We start from the raw sequence: 20622 nt of genomic DNA, 5'->3' as shown, positions 1-20622 counted from the left end.
TAAAACCTCCTTTTTTATTGTTGCTATCTATCTGTGGGCACTGTCATTCTGAATGTAACGAAGTGGAGTGAAGAATCTCAGTAAAGAAAGAGATTTTTCCTTCGTCAGAAATCTAAGATTCGACGTAGTCAATGACAGTGAACATGAAATGGTATAATTGTCAAACTTTTTCTTGCTGGAACTCTATCAATATAAAGTTACTTCAGACTAAATCATATTATAATAATTCCAGGCAGCTATAAAAAGACCTGCTGTTTCAGTTCTTAACCTTTGGTTTCCTAATGAAACCGCTTTAATTTTCTGTTCCGCCAGAAATGCAATTTCCTTTTCTGAAAAATCCCCTTCAGGACCAATGAGAAAAGTGATCTCTTTCATGGCAGGAATACTCTTAAGTTCCATTCTTTCCAGGTTTTCATGACAGTGTGCCACAAAAGTGTTATCAGGATTAATACCTTTTAAGAAATCAGTAAGCTTTACGGCATCATGAATAACAGGGAAATGAAATCTCAAGCTTTGTTTAGAGGCTGCAATAGCCTGTTTTCTGATCTTATCGATATTGATATTTTTACGCTCTGTTTTTTCTGTAGCAATAATGCTGATCTCAGTGATACCCATTTCCACTGCTTTTTCCACAAAAAATTCAATTCTGTCAATATTCTTTGTTGGAGCAATGGCAATATGAAGTTTAGGGGTAAAGCCTGGAAGATCGGTTTTGATTTCTGAAACATCAATACCGGCTTTTTTGCCTTCGATAACAAGTGTTCCTGAAGCCAAGGCTCCTTTTCCGTCTGTTACATGAATCTCTTCACCTGATCTCATTCGAAGAACTTTTACAATATGCTGTTGTTCCTCGTCGTTGATGATAACAGTATTGCCTGTTATTTCTCCGTAAAATAGTTTCATATATCCTGAGTTAAAAATGCAACTCCTGTTTTTATAGTCGTGTAAATATCTGTATCACATTCACGGTAACTGCACATATAGATTTCTTCTATCCACTTATCATTAATGAAAATAAGATTAAGATATTCCTGTTTTCTTAAATTATTTTTGATGGATAAATAATCTCCTTCTTTGGGAGTATACGGAAAGCTGAAAAGGTTTTCAGAATTTATTTTCTCAAGAATTTCTTCTTTTACATCCTGAATATATCCTGTCTCAGAACTTGCCGGAAAATAATCATTAAGTGCTTCTGAATCTTCATTTTTTCCGGTAACGGTTTCTAGTACCCAATAATATTTTGAGTTCTTTTTAGAATGCGTTCCCAGTATTTTTTCTTCTAAGAGTATTTTCATAAGTCATATTTTGCAGTAGCAGAAGTTCTCAGATCTGTAAATTCACCTCTTTCAAACTTCAATTGAGCTACCATGGCAATCATTGCTGCATTATCGGTAGTATATTCAAACTTTGGAATGTAGATATTCCATCCTAATTTTTCTTTGTTGTCTTCCATAAGCTTTTCTCAATGCAGAATTGGCAGAAACTCCACCTGCGATGGCTACATCTTTTACATCAAGATCTTTAGCTGCTTTTTCAAGCTTATTCATTAAGATCTCAATGATGCATTTCTGTACAGAGGCACAAAGGTCATTAAGATTATCCTTAATAAAATCCGGATTTTTTCTGACTTCCTTCTGAATGAAATATAAAACGGATGTTTTAATACCACTGAAAGAATAGTCGTAGTTTTCAAGCTTTGGTTTATTAAACTTAAATGCATCGGGATTTCCTTCTTTGGCTAACCTGTCGATGATAGGTCCGGCAGGATAATCCAGGTCGAATATTTTTCCGATTTTATCAAAGGCTTCTCCGGCGGCATCATCCGTAGTTTTTCCGATAATTTCCATATCAAAGTAGTCTTTTACCAATACAATCATCGTATGGCCTCCACTTACGGTAAGACACAGAAAAGGGAAAGTTGGCGGCACAGGATTTGCATCCTCGATGAAATGGGCCAGAATGTGAGCTTGAAGGTGATTAACTTCAATTAATGGTACATTAAGACTCATAGCCAGAGACTTAGCAAATGATGTTCCTACAAGAAGTGATCCCAAAAGTCCGGGGCCGCGTGTAAATCCTATAGCAGAGATTGCATTTTGTTGTATATTTGCTTTGGTAAAAGATTTTTCAACAACGGGGATTATATTTTGTTGATGGGCTCGCGAAGCCAATTCAGGGACCACGCCTCCATATTCTTTATGGATAGCCTGGTTCGCAGCAATATTTGAAAGAATAGAATTCCCCTTGATGATAGCTGCTGAGGTGTCGTCGCAAGACGATTCAATACCTAAAATTATAGAGTCGCTCATAATAATGGCAAAGTTAGAGAATAATAACGAGAATGAGAATAAAAAATCGGTAGCTGAAAACCTAGGGGATCAGGTACAGAAGACTGTTGAAAATGTAGAGGGAAAGGTACGGGAAACAGTGAAAGAAGCCTCAGAACTGGCTTCAGACGCCATCAATCACCCTGTAGAGACTGCTGAAGAGTTTGGAAAACAGGCTATGAAAGATGTCACCAGCTATACCTGGTGGGCAAAGCTTCTTCTTATTCTTTTTGGCTGGGTCTTGTTCTTGTGGCAGGGGTTCTTATCACGATCAACCTTCCGGTAACCAAACAATGGGCTGCAGATCAGGCGTTGAAGCTTGTGAATAATGATTTTAAATCCGGGTTTTCTACGGAAAGCGTAGACGTAAACTATTTTGGAGATGTTACCATAAAAGGATTAAAAGTAAAAGACTATAAAGGCTTAGATTTTATTCAGGCTCGTGAATTTCGTGCTGATTCAGATTGGCTCTCTCTTGCAGCGAATGCTATTTCCGGCAAAAGCAATTCTTTAAGCTTTAATTCCCTTACTCTTGTTAATGCAGAAATAAAAGTTATTACTTATAAAGGCGACAGTATTTCCAATTTTGTAAGATTTACGGAGTTATTTGATGATGGAAAGAAAAGAGATCCAAAGAAACCTCCTTTTCAGCTGAATTCAAGAGTACAGATTATAGATTCTAAAGTATCTATTGTTAATCAGAACTCTGAAGGGGATCACGGGAAGTGGCTTACCGCAACAAAATTTAATTTAAAAGCGCCCAATGTGAAGGTCGTAGGCCCTAATATTACGGCGCTTATTAATAATATGTCTTTCGTGACCTCCAGATGGGGGAAGTCTCATATTGTAGATACCTTTTCAACAGAACTGTCTTTAACCAAGCAGTTTTTATCGTTAAAAGACCTTACCTTAAATACAGATCATACCTTACTTCAGGGAGATATAAAATTCAATCTTCATGATGGTTCATGGGCTGATTTTGCAGACAAGGTTCGCTGGGATATGAATATCAATCAGGGAAGCCAGGTAAGTGGATATGATATCAGTTATTTTGTAACCAATTGGGATAATATCAAGCCGTTTAATCTTTCAGGACAAATGACAGGTCCTTTAAATAAATTCCATTTAGAGAATTTTCTGATCAGAAACCCTGATGTGAATATTGCCACCAAAACCATGAAGGTGGATAACCTGCTGAACGGACACTTTTCTATTGAAACCAAAGACCTTTCCACCGATTTTACCTATAAAGATCTGAAAGCAATGATGCCAACATTCATCTCCAGCAAAATGAAGAATTTTGCAGATGACTTTGGAAAACTGAAATATAATGGAATGGCTAAAGTAAATCCGGACCAAATATATGTAGAAAGTGGGAATTTAATGACAGGAATAGGACAGGCGAAAATTTCTAAACTGTCTTTAACAGGATACAGCACGGCTATGCCTAAGTATTCAGGGCGTCTTGAGGTAAAAGATATTAATACTTCTGTAATTACTAAAAATAAGTCGGTAGGATTGATTTCAGGTAATTTTGATCTCAATGGGCAGAGCTTTGATGTGAATACAATGCGTCTTACCACCAAATCCCAGATTACCAGCATTGAAATTATGGATAAGGTCATTAATAATCTCTATTTGGACGGATTATTAGACCATAAAAAATATAACGGGCTGATTACGGTTAATGATGAACAGGCAAAAGCCACCATTAAAGGGTTAATAGATTTCAGTACCTCGAAAATTGCAATGGATGTGAATGCTGATGTTACCCAGCTGAATATGAATTATTTTACCAATAAGCCCGGCAGCCAGATGGTAAGCGGCCAGGTAGAAGGTAAAATGTCTATGTCATCCATTAATGACCTTACATTGGACGTAAATGCCAATAATATTCATTTTGCAACCGCTACACAGAAATACTCTATCCCTGCAGCGAAATTAAAAACCTTTATTGAAGCCGGAGGACGTGTTATTGATGTGGATGCACCGGGAGCAGCTAACGGAAAAATTTCCGGTAAATATAATCTTGCGGATCTTGTAGGCATGGTAGAAAACGGAGTAGGACGAATTCTTGTAGGACCGCCGCCAAGAAAATTATACCGAGGCCAGAATTTTGCCATGAAATTTGATGTTCAACAGGGACTGGTTAACTATTTCTTACCAGATCTGAAGTTACCTAACGGAGCTATGGTGGAAGGTGAATATGATGGAGATTCAAATAACCTGATCCTGAATCTTGATGCCACGGCACTGAAATATATTATGACTAAAGAAGAGGAAATTAATAATGCAGATGAAGCATTGGCAAGTTCCAATTCTGATTACCAGATGAATACTAGAAAAAACCTGAGTAAGGATAGTGCCATGGTAGACAGTGTTAAGGTAAGGATCAATACTGCGAATCTTGCTCAGCAGCTATATGCAAGAATCAATAGACTAGAGTACAATAAAAATATCATTAAAGATTTTGAACTTAAAGGGAATAACGAAAACGGAAATACCCTGCATCTGTCTACTGTATTCAAGCACGGAAGCCCGGATGATGAGATCAATGAAAAGCTGAAGGAATATGCTATTAATGTAGACCAATCTACGGATGCAGCCGGTGATTATGTTTTCAGATTCGAGCCTACGGAAGTTAAATTTAATGAAGTATCCTGGGCTATTGATACCAGCCCTGAGCTTAATCATTCCATTACTTACAGGAAGAATACCGGAGATTTCGATATCAGGAATCTGAGGGTGTATTCTGATAAGAGTGCTTTGTTTATCAAAGAAGCACAATTTAAATCAATCAAGGATTTCTATTTAGATGCCGATATCAGTGATTTTGCAATAGAGAAACTTTTGGATATGCAGTCTGGAGGTAATAGCATGGATATTCAAGGTCTGGCAAACGGAAGTGTAAAGATCAAGATGGATAAAAGCACTTTACAGCCTCTGGTAGACCTTAATGTAGATGATATTAAAATGAATGGTAATGATATGGGAGCCATTTCCATTTCGGCTACCAATGGGTTCTCATTGAACGTATATGATATTGATGTAAAGGTTCATTCTGCAGGAGTTCTAGGAAACAACAGTTTAAATCTTACGGGGACTGTAAATAACAATAGCGCTTCTCCGGATATTGATCTTACGGCAGAAATGCGTGACTTCGATCTTTCTTTCACCCAACAGTTTGTTCAATCTATTTTTGGAAACCTTAGAGGAAAAGCAACAGGAGATCTTAAGATTAATGGAAAGCTTAATAATCTTGATTACAGTGGTGACATTGCCTTAAAAGATTTCGGATTAAAACTTCTGTTTACAGGGGTAGACTATTCATTTGATGATAACGTGATCCAATTAAGTAAAGGGCTGGCCATTCTCAACAATATTGAAGTACATGATGGAAGAACCAACTCTAAAGGGAATATTTCCGGTGCGATCCGGTTTGAAACACTTTCTTCAATGGGTATCGATCTGATCATGAGAGCTGATAATCTTTTGGTCCTGAATTCTACTCAAAAAGATTCTGATTTGTTTTGGGGAAGAGTATATGGGCAAGGTGATTTGTACGTTTCCGGCCCTGTGTCTGGTTTAAGTATAACTACTCCTAATATGAGGGCACTTAACGGAAGTACTTTTACTTTCAACTCAAGTTCCACTTCAAATGTTGAAGAATTCAAGATGCTTAGATTCCTGAAAGAAGGAAAAGATGGATTGGTAACATTAGAAGAGAAGAAAAAGACCGGAGCCAATATGTATATTGATTTCAATTTAGCTGTAGATAAAGGAACTACAGTAAATGTACTTATCGGAGATGATGTGGGAAGTATTACCGTAAAAGGGACGGCAGATCCGCTGAGGTTCCAGATGAATAGACAGGGAAATATTGCGATGAACGGCACGTATAAAGTAGATAACGGAACATTTGTTTCCAAAGCAATTCTTAATAAAACCTTTCAAATCCAGAAAAACAGCAGCATAAGATGGGATGGTGATGCGATGAAACCGGCGCTGGATATTACTGCCAACTATGTAAGAATGGTTTCCAATGCAGGGGAATATCTGAGTATGGGGAAACTGCAGCCGATAAGTATTTTATTGCAGGCTAATATTACAGAGTCTCTTATAGATCCTAAGGTGGAGCTGAATGTCACGGCAATGGATGTTTCAAGCCAGGTGAGAGAAACATTGGCTGCTAAAATGAGCCAGGAAGGAGAAAAAGTTCTTCAGTTTGGTTCCGTTCTTTTGTTGAGTACCTTTAACGTATCCAATAGCGGAGGAGTAGAAGTGAATATGGGTAACGTTGCAGAATCACAAGGATATAATATACTTCTGAAACAGCTGGGATCAGTTCTTAATACTATGAGTAATGAATTCCAGATTGACCTGAACTATGTAAAGGGTGACCAAAATTCAAATACAGCAGACAGAGCGAATGCTGGAGTGAGTGTAGCCCTTTCACCAAGGATAAATATCAAGACCGGATTGGGTATTCCATTATCCAAAACGGAAGCAAGTACTACCGGAGCTCAGAACAATTATCTTTCGGGAGAAGGCTCTATAGAATATGATTTATCTAAAAAGAATGACGGTACTTTGGTGGTAAGAGGATACTCTAAGCCCACCAATATTGGGATGATCAGTACAAACGGAACTGCTAATCAAGCCTATGGAGTAGGGGTCTTATGGAGTAAAAGCTTTAATTCTTTGTTTAAAAAGAAGAAAAAAGATAAAAAAGCATCTGCAGAGAAAACGGAAATAAAAACAGATTCTACAAAATCGAATGCTAAATAATCGGAATATTTTAATGATTTTTATCATCCGTGTTAATTATTGTTAATATTTGATATATTTTTTTAGTTAAATTATTTTTCGTAAATTTGCAAAAAATACATAGATTTTTTAAAGAAATTGTAATTTAACTAATATGAACTATCAACTGGACGAAATAGACAAGAAGATTCTTGATTTCTTAGTAGAAAACACAAGAATGCCTTTTACAGAAATTGCTAAGCAGATGGATGTTTCTGCTGGAACAATTCACGTAAGAGTGAAAAAGATGGAAGATGCAGGTATTATTTTGGGATCATCTCTAAACATCGATTATGGTAAGCTGGATTATCACTTTACAGCTTTCATCGGAATCCTTTTGACAAAATCAAACCGTACTCAGGAAGTATTGAAAGAATTGTCAACTATTCCTAACGTAATCGAAGCTAGCGTTATTTCCGGGAAATATAATATTTTCTGTAAAGTAAGAGCGAAGAATACGGATGATGCTAAAAGAATTATCTATCAGATCGACGACATTCAGGATGTAATGAGAACTGAAAGTATGATCTCTATGGAAGAATTCTTGAGTGACAAAAATAGACTGATCGACGCGATCTCTATTTAATTCAAATTTTAAACGAATAACTATAAAAGAACTTATGAAATCTCTCATAAGTTCTTTATTTTTGTACCTATGGAAGAATACAGCTATTTTGACGAAGATCCGAAGAAAGGATGGGGATTTGTATTGGCATTTGCTGCCTTAATGTTGTTTACCGTAATGGGACTGGGAATAGATGTTGATGAATATCTTCAGCATGAATACCTTGAGATCCCAAGATGGTATTTTTATGTTATCTTTTCAATTGATGCATTAATGATGATTGGCCTGGTGCTGATGTTCTTTTACAAAAAAGTAGGAATTATTATGTTCCCTGCTTTATTGGTGTTGCATTTCTTTATGCATAATTATTATCTGTCTACCTTCCTGTATACAGATGTTACCAATCTGTTTCTTTTTACAGGTTTTGGGATGCTGGCCATTATCCCGAAGTGGAAGTTTTTTAAATAAGAGTTTTTTTAATCTCTTATTTCTATATAAAAATAGCTTTTGAACATTGTTTAAAAGCTATTTTGTTTTTTGTATCTCATAATAATGAATGACTTTCTGTTTAAGGGGATTTTTACTCCATTCTTTCCATTCATTGGTATAAGGGTTGTAACCACACTTTAAGGGCTTTGATAGATCCAGGTTTTCCGCACTATAATGCGATCGTTCGGTATAAGCCCTGCAGTCTGTACAGATATGCCTGAATTCGCAGTCTTTGCACCCTTCAATGCTATCTTTAGTAATATTCCAGTATTTCCTGAATCCGGGTTGTGCTAAAGCTTCCTCCAGGCTTGTGTTCTGAATATTTCCAAAGCTCTCCTGCATTAAAGGACAATTTTTAATATGGCCATCTTTATCTATGCCTATCTTTTTATGCAGACAAGAGTTATGGTTGACAGCTTCCAACACTTTGGGGAGATTGGTATTGAAATATTTCAAATCTACTTTTCCGCAGGATGATATTTTTATATGTTCTTTTACAAAATTCACGCTAAACCTGAATTCATTTTTTACCCTGGAACGTTTTTGAGGGCAGTGATAAAATAGGAGGTTGTAAATTCTTTCAGTTTCATTATGTATTTCCTGTAGAAAGATTTGATCTATTTCCTGATGAAAAGGAGAAATTATTTCTATCCCTGCCAGCACAGATAATGTGAAAGTATGGTCTATATTGATAAATTCTTCTACCGATAAGGGTTTTGCACTGTAGATAACCATATGTCTAATCTCAAGTTGCTCTACAGAGCTTCTAAGCCTCTTTAAAAGGCTGATATCTGCAATTTCGATAAAGAGGTCATTAATCTTGTTTGCCTCCCTATATTCATATGATAATGGCGGAAAATTTCGATCATGGTCATTTTCTGTAATAAAGCCATATTCTCTTTCTGACAGAATTTCTAAATATTCCTGAACAATATCCTTAGAGTTCTGATCATACATTTCCAGGATCTCTTCAATGGAATTTTTCTTTAATTCTTCAAGCAGATCATATAATTCTAATGGATAGAGTTCAGATGTATTTCTCTGAAGATCTGAAACTAAAATTCTGTTAGCTCCTTTGGTAATGAAAATCGTACTGAATAAATTGAAATATTTCATAAGAACCTCACTAAGAATTTATAAGGTTTTGATTTTACATAGAAATTGGTTTGGTATTTTTCACTTGTTACAGTGATATTTATCGCAGATTGCTCTCTTTCTTGGTTTATTACAATTTCCATGAAGTTATAGATCAGAGGAAGTGGATGTTTCTCTTTTGGGATAAATTTTTTTTTCATAAAAAATCAGCTATTTCTTTTTCCAACGAATAGTTACAGATCACTGAATGCCCAAGAAACTGGCCTATGGCATTTACTTCTAAAAAATAAAATGTATCCTTGCTCTTGATAAGATCCAATGAACCGGAGTTGAGGTCCAGAGATAACATCAGTAAATGAATTTTCTTTTCAATACTCTTGGGAAGCTGGTAAGGAACATTTCTGTTGGGCTTTTTATGGTTGTACTTTCTGAAATCAATTTTTGTCTGCTCATTATTTTGTGAAAAGATCGCTGTTGACCAAACTTTTCCATTCAGATAAAAGCTCCTAATCTCAAAATCTTTTTCAATTTTTTCCTGGAAAAATGTGATGAAGAAACTTCCTTTTTGTGATTCTTTCACGATTGAAGTATACATCATACCGGTGGCATTCGGGATAATATTTTCTGCTCTCGGATTTCCGCCAATGGTTTTGATGATGGTTTTATGAAGTTCTACTTCATCTGTATTTTCGGACAGAAAATAATCCGGTACATCTAAACCTGCTTTTTTGGCCTGTTCCAATACCAGAAGCTTGTTTACATCACTATTGCTTTCTTTATTGATATGCTTTTTCGATTCTAAAGTTTTTCTCACATAATCTTCCAGCCAGTGTTGGTATTCATTCATGTTAAGATTAATAGATTCATTTTCATACCGTAGCCGTTTGAAATTTAATCCTCCGGTTCTGTACCATACACTGCTTATTTCATCAAGATAGAATCTATTTCTTTGGCTTAGCATAAGAAGTCTCTTTTGGTGGGTTTTAATTTCAAAAATTTCATCTTCATGTACACGGATGAACCTTTTGTTCATGGCCAGAAGATATTTGATGACTTCATTGGTTGTATTTTCCCTATTTTCAGAAATAATGAGAATCATTTTTTTTGTTTTTTAAGCTTATCAAAAAAATCTTTGGCAATCTTCATAGAGGTTTTCATTCTGGGAAAGCCTATAGCAGCACGGTTTTTATCAATTCTTGCAGAATCGGCGGCATTTAGGTTTGCCTCACTATAGCGCATGAATATTCCGTATATTGTTATGCCATTATTCACATATTGATATTTATCTACCATTTCAGTATAATCCCTGGGAGTACATTCTCCGGATTTTACATATTGTAATAACTCTCTTTTAAAATAATCGTAGTATTTTGTATAAGCCATATGGTTAAGCAGGGTTCCCATAGACATTAATTGACCCTCTCTTCCCAGATGTCCTTTTTTTTGCAAAGATGGATACCCATAATTCTTTAAAGTCCATATTAAAAGCTCTGCATTTTTTTTATCGTTCATTTCAACAGTTTCTTTAATATTCCTATTGTACTGATCTCTTGTAAAAGCAATGCTGAATGAGTCCACTAAAACCGGGTTAAGGCTTCTTTTCCATTGTTGAAACTTTTGTTCCACTTGTAAACTATCTATTCCATATTTTTTATATAACTGGAAAAAATCAGATTCAGGTCTCCAGTAAGGCCCGGTTTGTGCAATAAGTTTATCAAGACTTTTTATTCCTCCAAAATCTTGATGGTATTTATCAGCCATTTTAATATAAGTCTCATATTCTACGAGTCTCTCATTCTGCACAGGAGGATATTTTCTAAAGAGCTCTTTATATTGTTTAATAGTAGCCAGAGTATCTTTATGAATCCTATGAATACTGTCAATGGTATATACTTTATTATAATAATCAATATAATTAAGTTCTCTGTTTTTACACGAAAATAAAAGAAAGATGAGGGTTAATAGTAGAAATTGCAATAATTTGTATACATCATTTTTCATGGAAAGTTTTTTATTAGTTTAGTACTAAAACATGGCTAATATTTGTAATAGAGCATCTTTTATAAACCATAATATGGAAAAAATAGAGGGATAAACCCTCTATAATTCTATGATATTACAATCCGCTGCAATTCTCACCTACAAACATTTTATTGATAAGCTTACCAGCATCAGTGTAAGTCTTTTTATCATAGCATGTTGCATTTTCTGATGTTTCATAACAAAGAGCTCCTTGAACAGCTTTCATATCCTCTCTGTTGATCTTTTTGTTTTCTAGAGAAGAGAAGTCTCTCTTCATTCCAACTAATTTTTTCATTTTTGATAGTTTTTTTGTTTAATAAATAGTCTGCCATATAATCCCTGACATTGGGTGATACATTCTAATGTTTAATTTGCACTGTACACATGCAATTTAAATACAGAATTTTATCAACGTTGATATTTCAAAACTAAAAATAATTACATCACTTTAATGTGATTAAAATTGTATTTTTTTTGTAAAATTTCATCACGGGAAACCCATAATCTGTACAGTAATTAAGGTTATTGTACAGATTTATTGTATCAAATTTGGCAAGGCTTTAATGATGTTTTAGAAAATAGAAAATAGTATAAACTATTGTTAGAAAAGTGAATAAATAACTTAATTGAGTATAGCAAAAAACTCAGAACTATTTTCTATTGTACACAAATGATACGCTAAATACAAATTGTATCATAATATATTAGACTAAGCAAATATTGAATGATAGTAAGGTGGTTTTTTTTGAAAAAACAGATATTTACTTGATAAATGGTTATGTATAATGAATTGAATGAGTAAGAGAGCTTATTGCATGCCCCTATAAACAGTCACAAAATAATTCATGCATCCATAGCAAAAATGCGGTTTATACAGAAAATACTCCTTGAAAGAAAGTATCCAAAGCCATACTCTCATCCAATCCGAATTTCTTTTTCAGACGATATTTGGTCATTCTTACACTTTTAGGTTCCACATTCAGGAGATTGGCTATTTGTTTCGTGTCCATTCCGAGATAGATGTAAGCACAGTATTTTAAGTCCAGCGGGGTAAGTTTCTGTTTGGCTTTTTCATTAATGTTTTTAAAAAAGTCAGGATGAAGTTCCTGAATGGTAAATCGGATCTTTTCAAAATCATTATCCACGCGGTTTTGCTCTTTGACTACCTGGTTGATATTAATATCCGTATCAGAAAGTTGGGTCTGAAGTTGGTAAAGGACTTCATTTTTATGCTCAATATGGAGCTGGCTGGCAAGAACTTCACTTTGGAGTTTCTGCTGTTGTAAGGTAAGAAGTTTCTGTTCTGCTTTTAATCGGGCTTGTTCTTCTTCCTGAAGTTTTACGAGCATTTCAGCTTCATGTTTTTCAGTATTTAATTTTTTCTCTTGTGCTATAGAGTAGCGTAATTTATAATGATAAGAACGGAACATGAAAAATGCACCAATCACCCCAATGATTCCCAATCCAATATAGAGAAACTTTTCTTTCTTCAGACTTGCCGTTTTTTCTGTGAGGGTTTTCAGTTCAGATTCTTTTTTTTGAGACTGGAACTGGGCTTCAAGTCTTTTGGCCGTTTCTGCCTGTCCTTCATTATAAAGAAGACTGTTGTATTCCGTTACCTTAGCTTGATATTCATATGCCTTTTGATAGTTTTTCCGTTTTTCATACAGTTTAGCCAAATCGCTGACTACATTGATCATGACATGGTAATAGACAGGCTGCTGAGTAAGTAAAATCTGCTCAGCTTTTAAAAGATATTGTTCTGATAAGGTATCATTTCCGTCACGTGCAGCAAGATTACTAAGGATTCCTAAGGCCCCTGCCTGAATACCCTGGTTTAATGTGGTATGCTGCGTAAGGGAGAGGATTTCAGCAGTATTTTCCTGGATTTCCTTGCGAATTTCCGGGGTAATTACAGGGGAACTCAGGTTGTAGTTGGCAAGGTTTAATAACGCCATAGCATGAGCGTGGGCAGAAACCTGTCCCGGAAACTGATGATAAAGAGCAACTGCTTTTTTACACATTGCTGTAACAAGCTTCAGATCCTTTAAGTCTCCTGTTTTTTCATAGGGAAAATAATAACAGACAGCCATAGCGGAATACGCTGAGCTCAGCATATTTTTATTCCCTGATTTTTGAGCCAATTCTACAGCCTTTTGAGCATAGATTGTGGCATTCTTAGCATCATTCCATTCAGAATGGATTCCGTATAGAAGGTAATTGAGTTTAGCATTCAGAAGAACTTCTGAGGAGAGCTTTTCAACTTCAGGAAGAGTTTTCTGAATCAGTTTCATCGTATTTTCAGACTCACCCAGGATATTATTATAGTAGATATTTAAATACGCTGCATATAGTGAAGCCGTTTTATCATTTGTTTTTTGTGCAGATGCATTCGCTTCATCAATTAGCTGAGGAACTTTGTCGTATTGTGACTGATTAAGTTTAATAATTCCATCTTGAACTAAAGCTTTTACCTCTTCTGTATAATTATGTTCATTTCTAGCCAATTTTAATTGTTCCTGGACATATTTTTCAGCAGCAGGATATTGGTCACTGACTCTATAATATTCTGTAAGTTCATTATAGATTTTAAATTTTTCCTCAACAGCCGTATTGTCTTTCAATTGATTTTGAAGACCTTCAATAAATGTATTTTGAGCAGGGCAGAGAACGCAGATCAAGAATAAAAAATAAAAAAAAAGTGAACGGCTTTTTCATGAAGTGAAAGTACAAAAATTGCAGACACTTATCAATAATTCATATAAAAAAATGAAATTGGCAATAGTGCTTAAGTGTTTGTAAATTAATTATTTGTGTGGATGTGTAGACACTTTGTAGACACTTTTGTTTTGTGTTGAAGTTGTTTTGTAGGTATCCGAAAAATTAAAGCTTTGTTTTTCTGTTGCAATTTTGAACCAACAAAAAATCAAAAAATATTAATTCAAAAAAACTTTATCATGGACAACAAAACATTATCTATCATCTCATACATTACCATTATTGGATGGTTGATTTCTTTTATATCAGGAAAAGATAAGGCCGATAGTTTATTAAAATACCACCTTAAACAGGCTCTAGGAGCGGTTATTCTTTCTTTTATTTTACCTGTTATTCTAGGGATTTTAATTTCAGTTACTCATATTGGTATGCTGGGAGTATTAGGAGTATTACCATTTGTACTCATGATTATTGGAGCTATTAATGCGGCTAATGAGGTAGAGAAGCCTTTACCATTGATTGGAAAAATAGCCGAAGAACAATTTTCATTTATTGGATAGAACTTCAAATACTTAAAGGGATGGACGATTTTAAACATTTAAAAAGAGAGGGAACGGGCTATCAGGTAAAGCAATATCTTTCATTGCAGCATATTATAGTGATTGCATGGGTTTTAATTTCGATCATTGTGATTGTGAATACCAATTATCTGAAAACGGGAATTATAATGTTGATATTTTCATTACTTCTTACCATTGTTTCGTTCATGCCTCCTGATATTACTTTTGATCCTGTATCAAAGCTTCTTACTATTTCTAATAGAGGATTGAATCGTAAAAAGTTTACTTATGATTTAAATGACTTTGGGGGATTTGAGCTTCAGACTATGTATATAGGTTTTATTCCTTTAGGATGCTATTTGTATGGTAATTTTAAAAATGTGACCCATTTTAAGCGTCCGGTAATATCTCAGTCTTTCAGTAAGAAAACCATGCAGGAAGTGATTAATGAATTGGAAGATGTTAATGAAAAATACAAAACAACACCTATTTAACTTTAAATATTAGAGTATGAAAAAATCATTAATCATTGCAGGAATAATTATTACAGGATTTTCTATGACATCCTGTGATAGACTTGAGAAAATCAAAGAAAAGCTTTCACAGCCTGGAAATAGTAATCAGGTAAATCCTTTTAGTGTTAATTCTGGCGATGAAAATAGAGATATCGTTGCTTTTAATAATAAAGTGGTTAAAATGGATGAAGCTCAGGCAGATTTTATTAAAAATTTTCAGGAATCACTCAGCCAGATGGAAGAATATGTAAAGAGTGTAACGGCAAATCCTCAATATATTGGCATGTCTCCAATATTTACGCCTACCATAACGATGTGGATGAACCAGGATATTAAAGCACCGGATGTATTGGGAAAAGACTATCAGGTTCTTGTTGATAAAATGAAGGATACGGCGGCTCAGCTGGAAGTTCTGAAGAAAGAATTGGAGGCTTATAAAAATGGAGAAGACTGGAAGGATGATAAAGGAAAGAAAATCGCTGAGATCAATGAAAAGGCAAGTAAGTTTATCCAGGAGAACCGAAATGCTGCCAATGAACTGTTTGTGAAACTGTCACCAAAAGCTGATAAGGCAGAAATAGAAGTGCTTAAAGACCATCCACTAAAGGATCATATCATCTACTCAAAAGAAACAATGGAATTTACTCAAAAAATTATTGATGATTCCTATGATATTAAAGATATGAATGCTTACAAACAGAAGTTTAGCCAGCAATATCAGCAAATGGAAACTCTCTATAAACGAAATGTAGATGAAAAAAATTCCATCATCGGAAAAACAGAAAGAGAGCAGTTATACAGCATTTAATAATTCGGTGAGTGACTTTCTTGGAAAAATGAGAATCGTCCAAAGAAGCTTGAATGAAAACAGTACTGAACTGAATAAAAATCTTGATGACCTCGAAAATGAGGCCGGTACTGTGCTTAGCCGCTATAACAATTTTGTAGACTAAGGAATTTATAACCATTAATATTAAGTTGTATGAAAAAGACATTAGGAATTATCATGATCATCATAGGTTTCTGTTTAGCTGTTGTTGTGAAAATAGGTCCTTCCAAAGAAACTTCCTGGCTGTTTGGGTATGGAGAACTGCTTCCATTACTTATTGCGGCGGCCTTTGTAGTTCCGGGATGGGTCATGTATAACAAGAACAGGTAATTTTCTATACCCAAATTGGCTATTCATAATCGTGAAACTGGCTGTACTTTTAATAAATATGTTAATCTGAATTAGCAGGATAAGGGTAATTTTACCGCCCATTTAAAAAAAGAAATGAAGCATGGATTTTGAAACGTTGAAAAAACAGATAGAGGCAGCAGCAAAGAAGGCTTTTTTAGAAATGTCCGAAAAGCACGGAGCTGAAAATATTTACAGTTTTGCATTGTACAGTGATGAGGGGGCAATGACTGTATGTCCCTCTTCCAATACCCTGGAAGCGCTTAAAAATATAGACGAGGATGATGCTGTCTATTTTAAATATGAACCGGCAGAATGGGCGTATGAAATGGAAGGAGCAGATAAAGAATTTAATGATATCTGTACCAGTCTGAGAACAGAGTTAGAGAAATATGAAAATCGATATGAAGATGAGGAGGAATATGGTAAGTGGTTTCATGAGTTTCAGGATAAGCTCTATGATACCTGTATTGTAGTTTTGGAGAAACTTAAAAATGAGAACTTTTTTAGAAATACTATAGGAAAAGATGTTTTCTTGATTTTCACCGTTTCAGATTATGAATTTGAGAAGCAGGATCTGAAAGACATTATTATCCGGTTGAATGATAATGAATATAAAAGTGAATATCTGGATTGGATGGACACCTGGGACAATTAAATTAAGGATGAAGAATAAAAAAACACATTTCATTATATACAATGAAGCGGAGTGAAATAATTGTCTCAGAAACATCCAATCATAAATTTTAAAACAAAATCAGGTTATGGAAGATTTGAAAAAACTCAATATTGAATTAAAAAAATACCTGGAAGAAATCCGAGAGCGGCTTACGGATGATCTTATTGATCTGTTGAATGGAGAACATATCAGTTATCTTGATAATGATGAGAAATCTGATATTAAAGCCTTTTATTTCGAGTATGAATATGAATATTTAGACATTGTATTCTGGGGGGTGGACAGCAAAGGTAAAATAGCTACCAATACCGTTTTTTTACCCACTAAAAAAAGTGCTGGCAATGAAGATGATGATTGGAATGCGCTTATTCCGGAAAAAATATGGACTGCATCCTCAGATTTTCAAGATCATTATGAAGGAGAAGATTTTGATGATATTCTGGATGAATATGATGAGGAAAAGTACAAGATATTTGAACAATGGGTTTTTGATTGCTGGAAGAAAGCATCTGCCCAAACCCAGGTAAAAATGGACGCCTATTTTTCTATTCATGATACCTATTTCAGAACAGATTTAAATACCCTGAAAACAATTAATGAAGATGAAATTGCATTACGATACGAAAATTAATTTCCAACAATAAAATCAAACAAAATATAAAACCAAATTCACTATGAATTCATATCAATTTTATAAGCAGGAAGGAAACCAGTATGTGTTTAGAAATCAACCGGTTTTTATTACTGTATTATGCCTTATATTTTTAATAATAGCAGGGGTAATATTTAATTCTGCCAGAACTTTCAGCTTTATTATCATTGCGGTCGTAGCTCTTATCATTATTAATTTTTTTACCAAGAAATTCATCATCGATATGGACCGAAAGACGATTACCGGAAAGCATACCATTTTTGTTCCGGCCAGAACCTATGATATAAAGGATTTTACCAATTTTCATGTGTTATCTACAAAATATATGGGTTTTATTACTACCAATGTGATATTGTCTATTTATTTTGAAATAGATGGTAAAGAAAAGCATCTGACCGTTGGGCAGGCTCTGACTCAGAAAGGAATCCAAAAGATGGTCAATGAAACTGAAGACATCATGAGAATTAATGATCAGGACCATGAACGTAATAGACCGTTATAAATTTGAAGAGAACGGCAGCGAAATAAGCATGATGCCCAATTACCACTTCCTGTATACCTTAATTTGGTGGCTGGTATTGGGAATTATTGCTCTTCCTGTGATTATCTGTTACTTTATGGATAAGATGTCTTCGGACCAGTTCAAAATTACATTGATGGTTTGGGGAATCTATATGGTCTATTTTCTGTTTGATCTGTTTTTCAGAATTCCAGTAAAATATATTTTTGATAAATCAGACAAATGTATTTATAGGAAGTTGATACTCTCTAAAAAGCTCATGACTTTTGATGAAATGACCTACTTTATCAATGATGAAAGAGGCGGATATTACTATTCTATGGGAAGAAAGCGCCATCAGTTTGTAAAGAACTATAGAATCAGTAATTATTTTTCAGGCTCAAAGAAATCTATTGAAAGAGAAGAGAATTATATAAAAGAAATATTGTGTCCCATCCTGATTGCTGTAGGAATCCCATTCAATGAACATGAATAAAAAAACAAACGAAAAGTAGGGTAGAAGCTACAACCATGATAACTATATGTATAACCATTCCCCTTCACCGGAGGGGTGTCAACTCCAACATTGAATCATTCAGTAAAAGGCTGCGGGCTGTTTCGAAGAAACAGCCCGCAGTTATTATGATAATGCTAACAATTAATTAGCTAAAATTCTCTTTACAGCTTCTTTCACCGCTGCAGCATCAATTTTATACTTCTTCATCAATTCAGCAGGCGTTGCAGATTCTCCGAAAGTATCGTTTACTGCTACAAATTCCTGTCTTGTAGGTCTTCTTCTTGCAAGCATTCCTGCAACAGACTCCCCTAAACCACCAAGGTAGTTGTGCTCTTCAGCCGTTACAATTTTACCTGTTTTTTCAACAGATTTTAAGATGATTTCTTCATCAAGAGGTTTAATCGTGTGGATGTTGATCACCTCACAAGAAATACCTTCTTTCTCAAGTTCATCAGCCGCTACAAGAGATTCCCATACAAGGTGTCCTGTTGCAACAATAGTTACATCAGTACCTTCCTGAAGCATGATCCCTTTTCCGATTTCGAAAGGCATATCTTCAGGGATAAATACAGGAACAGTAGGTCTACCGAATCTTAAATATACAGGACCTTCAAAATCAGCAATCGCAAGAGTAGCCGCTTTTGTCTGGTTGTAGTCACAAGGGTTGATTACAGTCATTCCAGGAAGCATTTTCATCATCCCGATATCTTCCAATACCTGGTGAGTAGCTCCATCTTCTCCTAAGGTAAGACCTGCGTGAGATGCACAGATTTTTACATTTTTTCCAGAATAAGCAATAGATTGACGAATTTGATCATATACTCTTGAAGTAGAGAAGTTTGCGAAAGTTCCGGTAAAAGGAATTTTTCCTGTGATACTAAGACCTGCAGCAATACCCATCATGTTAGCTTCTGCAATACCCACCTGAACAAATCTTTCAGGAGCTTTCTCAATGAATTTCTCCATTTTCAAAGATCCGATAAGGTCAGCACAAAGTGCTACTACATTAGGGTTTTTGTCAGCAAGCTCAGCTAATCCGGCTCCGAATCCTGAACGTGTGTCCTTTTTTTCTGTATATGTATATTTCATTTTTATTTTTATTAATCGAGAGTTTAACTGATGGTTAGAGATTAGTAGTCAGCAGGAGCTTCTAAATACAATTGTTTGAATGCAGTTTCCAATTGTTCATCATTAGGAGCTTTACCATGCCAAGCGTGAGATCCCATCATGAAATCTACTCCAGCACCCATTTCTGTGTGAAGCATGATCGCTACAGGCTTTCCTTTTCCTGTTTCAGCTTTTGCTCTTTCAAGAATACCGATTACTGCTTCAAGGTCGTTACCATTCTTTTCTTCCAAAACAATCCATCCGAAAGCTTCAAGTTTAGCATGAAGATTTCCAAGGCTTAATACATCGTCTGTATCACCATCAATCTGACGTCCGTTGTAGTCGATTGTAGAAATGATGTTATCTACTTTTTTAGCAGCAGCAAACATCAGAGCTTCCCAGATCTGACCCTCCTGAAGTTCACCATCTCCGTGAAGAGTGTAAACAAGAGACTGATCTCCGTCCATTTTTTTACCTAAAGCAGCTCCCAAAGCTACAGAAAGACCTTGTCCTAAAGAACCTGAAGCAATTCTGATTCCTGGAAGACCTTCATGAGTAGTAGGGTGCCCCTGTAATCTTGAATCAAGCTTTCTGAAAGTACTTAGCTCGTGTACTGGGAAGAAATCGAATCTTGCCAAAGTAGAGTAGTACACAGGAGAAATGTGTCCGTTTGATAGATAAAAATGATCTTCATTTTTGCCTTCCATCGTAAAAGGAAGATGATAGTTCATTACCTTTCCATAAAGTGCTGTAAAGTACTCTGTACAGCCTAAGCTTCCTCCCGGGTGTCCTGAATTTACAGCGTGAACCATTCTTAAAATGTCTCTTCTGATCTGTGTAGTAAGAGATTTTAACTCTTCGATACTTTTACTCATTATATCTGATTTATTTGCA

Annotated in this window: 22 protein-coding genes and 1 pseudogene; 13 read left to right on the top strand and 10 right to left on the bottom strand. The window is 35.2% G+C overall.

What is annotated here, in order from left to right:
- Positions 1-207: 207 nt before the first annotated feature.
- From H5J24_RS18310 to tsaD, 3 genes and pseudogenes are all read right to left on the bottom strand, one after another.
- Positions 208-903: an RsmE family RNA methyltransferase gene (locus H5J24_RS18310; protein ID WP_068939690.1), complete on the bottom strand. Its 696-nt coding sequence runs from the start codon at positions 901-903 to the stop codon at positions 208-210.
- Positions 900-1295, bottom strand: coding sequence for a hypothetical protein (locus H5J24_RS18305; protein WP_068939689.1), 396 nt, complete (start codon positions 1293-1295; stop codon positions 900-902). The genes H5J24_RS18310 and H5J24_RS18305 overlap by 4 nt, the downstream gene beginning before the upstream one ends.
- A pseudogene (gene tsaD, locus H5J24_RS18300) lies at positions 1292-2309 on the bottom strand (tRNA (adenosine(37)-N6)-threonylcarbamoyltransferase complex transferase subunit TsaD). Before tsaD ends, H5J24_RS18305 begins: the two are co-directional and overlap by 4 nt.
- Before the next feature lie 4 nt (positions 2310-2313).
- Between tsaD and H5J24_RS18295 the strand changes: the two are divergent.
- The 4 genes from H5J24_RS18295 to H5J24_RS18280 all read left to right on the top strand — a co-directional run bounded on the left by H5J24_RS18295 (position 2314) and on the right by H5J24_RS18280 (position 8166).
- Positions 2314-2613 (top strand): hypothetical protein, encoded by a 300-nt coding sequence (locus H5J24_RS18295; RefSeq protein ID WP_232815756.1) that lies wholly within the window; start codon positions 2314-2316, stop codon positions 2611-2613.
- Positions 2532-7115: a translocation/assembly module TamB domain-containing protein gene (locus H5J24_RS18290; RefSeq protein WP_232815755.1), complete on the top strand. Its 4584-nt coding sequence runs from the start codon at positions 2532-2534 to the stop codon at positions 7113-7115. Before H5J24_RS18295 ends, H5J24_RS18290 begins: the two co-directional genes overlap by 82 nt.
- Before the next feature lie 133 nt (positions 7116-7248).
- A complete protein-coding gene (locus tag H5J24_RS18285; protein ID WP_068939683.1) occupies positions 7249-7719 on the top strand; it encodes an Lrp/AsnC family transcriptional regulator in 471 nt (156 codons plus the stop codon).
- A gap of 69 nt (positions 7720-7788) precedes the next feature.
- Positions 7789-8166 (top strand): hypothetical protein, encoded by a 378-nt coding sequence (locus H5J24_RS18280; protein ID WP_068939681.1) that lies wholly within the window; start codon positions 7789-7791, stop codon positions 8164-8166.
- Between the two features lie 57 nt (positions 8167-8223).
- On the opposite strand, the gene gwsS is transcribed toward H5J24_RS18280, so the two are convergent.
- The 5 genes from gwsS to H5J24_RS18255 form a co-directional block, all read right to left on the bottom strand.
- Positions 8224-9303 carry a grasp-with-spasm system SPASM domain peptide maturase gene (gene gwsS / locus H5J24_RS18275; protein ID WP_068939679.1) on the bottom strand — a complete coding sequence of 360 codons (1080 nt, stop codon included), beginning with the start codon at positions 9301-9303 and terminating at the stop codon, positions 8224-8226.
- A gap of 175 nt (positions 9304-9478) precedes the next feature.
- Positions 9479-10381 carry a grasp-with-spasm system ATP-grasp peptide maturase gene (gene gwsG / locus H5J24_RS18270; RefSeq protein WP_068939675.1) on the bottom strand — a complete coding sequence of 301 codons (903 nt, stop codon included), beginning with the start codon at positions 10379-10381 and terminating at the stop codon, positions 9479-9481.
- On the bottom strand, positions 10378-11283 hold the full coding sequence (locus tag H5J24_RS18265) for a hypothetical protein (RefSeq protein WP_068939672.1): 906 nt from the start codon (positions 11281-11283) through the stop codon (positions 10378-10380). The genes gwsG and H5J24_RS18265 overlap by 4 nt, the downstream gene beginning before the upstream one ends.
- Before the next feature lie 115 nt (positions 11284-11398).
- Positions 11399-11599, bottom strand: coding sequence for a TIGR04139 family peptide modification target (locus H5J24_RS18260; RefSeq protein ID WP_068939670.1), 201 nt, complete (start codon positions 11597-11599; stop codon positions 11399-11401).
- A gap of 574 nt (positions 11600-12173) precedes the next feature.
- Complete coding sequence (locus H5J24_RS18255) at positions 12174-13928, bottom strand: helix-turn-helix transcriptional regulator (RefSeq protein WP_232815754.1); 1755 nt, start codon at positions 13926-13928, stop codon at positions 12174-12176.
- A 333-nt stretch (positions 13929-14261) separates the two neighbouring features.
- On the opposite strand from H5J24_RS18255, the gene H5J24_RS18250 reads away from it, so the two are divergent.
- The 9 genes from H5J24_RS18250 to H5J24_RS18210 all read left to right on the top strand — a co-directional run bounded on the left by H5J24_RS18250 (position 14262) and on the right by H5J24_RS18210 (position 18600).
- On the top strand, positions 14262-14582 hold the full coding sequence (locus tag H5J24_RS18250; RefSeq protein WP_068940127.1) for a magnetosome magnetite crystal formation protein family: 321 nt from the start codon (positions 14262-14264) through the stop codon (positions 14580-14582).
- Between the two features lie 20 nt (positions 14583-14602).
- A complete protein-coding gene (locus H5J24_RS18245; RefSeq protein WP_068939665.1) occupies positions 14603-15076 on the top strand; it encodes a hypothetical protein in 474 nt (157 codons plus the stop codon).
- 16 nt (positions 15077-15092) lie between these two features.
- Positions 15093-15905, top strand: a complete 813-nt coding sequence (locus H5J24_RS18240) for a YiiG family protein (RefSeq protein ID WP_232815753.1) — start codon at positions 15093-15095, stop codon at positions 15903-15905.
- Positions 15850-16050, top strand: coding sequence for a hypothetical protein (locus H5J24_RS18235; protein WP_232815752.1), 201 nt, complete (start codon positions 15850-15852; stop codon positions 16048-16050). Before H5J24_RS18240 ends, H5J24_RS18235 begins: the two co-directional genes overlap by 56 nt.
- A gap of 29 nt (positions 16051-16079) precedes the next feature.
- Positions 16080-16256: a hypothetical protein gene (locus H5J24_RS18230; protein WP_167386947.1), complete on the top strand. Its 177-nt coding sequence runs from the start codon at positions 16080-16082 to the stop codon at positions 16254-16256.
- Between the two features lie 121 nt (positions 16257-16377).
- Complete coding sequence (locus tag H5J24_RS18225; protein WP_068939661.1) at positions 16378-16932, top strand: DUF4303 domain-containing protein; 555 nt, start codon at positions 16378-16380, stop codon at positions 16930-16932.
- 106 nt (positions 16933-17038) lie between these two features.
- Positions 17039-17584, top strand: a complete 546-nt coding sequence (locus H5J24_RS18220) for a hypothetical protein (RefSeq protein WP_068939658.1) — start codon at positions 17039-17041, stop codon at positions 17582-17584.
- A 43-nt stretch (positions 17585-17627) separates the two neighbouring features.
- Positions 17628-18107, top strand: coding sequence for a hypothetical protein (locus tag H5J24_RS18215; protein WP_068939656.1), 480 nt, complete (start codon positions 17628-17630; stop codon positions 18105-18107).
- On the top strand, positions 18085-18600 hold the full coding sequence (locus H5J24_RS18210; RefSeq protein WP_228407564.1) for a hypothetical protein: 516 nt from the start codon (positions 18085-18087) through the stop codon (positions 18598-18600). Before H5J24_RS18215 ends, H5J24_RS18210 begins: the two co-directional genes overlap by 23 nt.
- A gap of 162 nt (positions 18601-18762) precedes the next feature.
- Here H5J24_RS18210 and H5J24_RS18205 read toward each other — a convergent pair whose 3' ends face one another.
- Together H5J24_RS18205 and H5J24_RS18200 are read right to left on the bottom strand one after the other, a co-directional pair.
- A complete protein-coding gene (locus tag H5J24_RS18205) occupies positions 18763-19710 on the bottom strand; it encodes a transketolase family protein (protein WP_068939654.1) in 948 nt (315 codons plus the stop codon).
- A 41-nt stretch (positions 19711-19751) separates the two neighbouring features.
- Positions 19752-20606 (bottom strand): transketolase, encoded by an 855-nt coding sequence (locus H5J24_RS18200; protein ID WP_262495838.1) that lies wholly within the window; start codon positions 20604-20606, stop codon positions 19752-19754.
- Between the last annotated feature and the right edge of the window lie 16 nt (positions 20607-20622).

The sequence above is a fragment of the Chryseobacterium capnotolerans genome (genome assembly GCF_021278965.1).
Classification (GTDB): domain Bacteria; phylum Bacteroidota; class Bacteroidia; order Flavobacteriales; family Weeksellaceae; genus Chryseobacterium; species Chryseobacterium capnotolerans.
This window is presented reverse-complemented; position numbering and strand designations above follow the sequence as displayed.

Bases quoted from the DNA above. Each gene is read 5' to 3' on its own strand.
- H5J24_RS18310 (WP_068939690.1), bottom strand. From the start codon at position 903: ATGAAACTATTTTACGGAGAAATAACAGGCAATACTGTTATCATCAAC.
- H5J24_RS18305 (WP_068939689.1), bottom strand. From the start codon at position 1,295: ATGAAAATACTCTTAGAAGAAAAAATACTGGGAACGCATTCTAAAAAG.
- H5J24_RS18295 (WP_232815756.1), top strand. From the start codon at position 2,314: ATGGCAAAGTTAGAGAATAATAACGAGAATGAGAATAAAAAATCGGTA.
- H5J24_RS18285 (WP_068939683.1), top strand. From the start codon at position 7,249: ATGAACTATCAACTGGACGAAATAGACAAGAAGATTCTTGATTTCTTA.
- H5J24_RS18280 (WP_068939681.1), top strand. From the start codon at position 7,789: ATGGAAGAATACAGCTATTTTGACGAAGATCCGAAGAAAGGATGGGGA.
- gwsS (WP_068939679.1), bottom strand. From the start codon at position 9,303: ATGAAATATTTCAATTTATTCAGTACGATTTTCATTACCAAAGGAGCT.
- gwsG (WP_068939675.1), bottom strand. From the start codon at position 10,381: ATGATTCTCATTATTTCTGAAAATAGGGAAAATACAACCAATGAAGTC.
- H5J24_RS18265 (WP_068939672.1), bottom strand. From the start codon at position 11,283: ATGAAAAATGATGTATACAAATTATTGCAATTTCTACTATTAACCCTC.
- H5J24_RS18260 (WP_068939670.1), bottom strand. From the start codon at position 11,599: ATGAAAAAATTAGTTGGAATGAAGAGAGACTTCTCTTCTCTAGAAAAC.
- H5J24_RS18250 (WP_068940127.1), top strand. From the start codon at position 14,262: ATGGACAACAAAACATTATCTATCATCTCATACATTACCATTATTGGA.
- H5J24_RS18245 (WP_068939665.1), top strand. From the start codon at position 14,603: ATGGACGATTTTAAACATTTAAAAAGAGAGGGAACGGGCTATCAGGTA.
- H5J24_RS18240 (WP_232815753.1), top strand. From the start codon at position 15,093: ATGAAAAAATCATTAATCATTGCAGGAATAATTATTACAGGATTTTCT.
- H5J24_RS18235 (WP_232815752.1), top strand. From the start codon at position 15,850: ATGAAAAAAATTCCATCATCGGAAAAACAGAAAGAGAGCAGTTATACA.
- H5J24_RS18230 (WP_167386947.1), top strand. From the start codon at position 16,080: ATGAAAAAGACATTAGGAATTATCATGATCATCATAGGTTTCTGTTTA.
- H5J24_RS18225 (WP_068939661.1), top strand. From the start codon at position 16,378: ATGGATTTTGAAACGTTGAAAAAACAGATAGAGGCAGCAGCAAAGAAG.
- H5J24_RS18220 (WP_068939658.1), top strand. From the start codon at position 17,039: ATGGAAGATTTGAAAAAACTCAATATTGAATTAAAAAAATACCTGGAA.
- H5J24_RS18215 (WP_068939656.1), top strand. From the start codon at position 17,628: ATGAATTCATATCAATTTTATAAGCAGGAAGGAAACCAGTATGTGTTT.
- H5J24_RS18210 (WP_228407564.1), top strand. From the start codon at position 18,085: ATGAACGTAATAGACCGTTATAAATTTGAAGAGAACGGCAGCGAAATA.
- H5J24_RS18205 (WP_068939654.1), bottom strand. From the start codon at position 19,710: ATGAAATATACATATACAGAAAAAAAGGACACACGTTCAGGATTCGGA.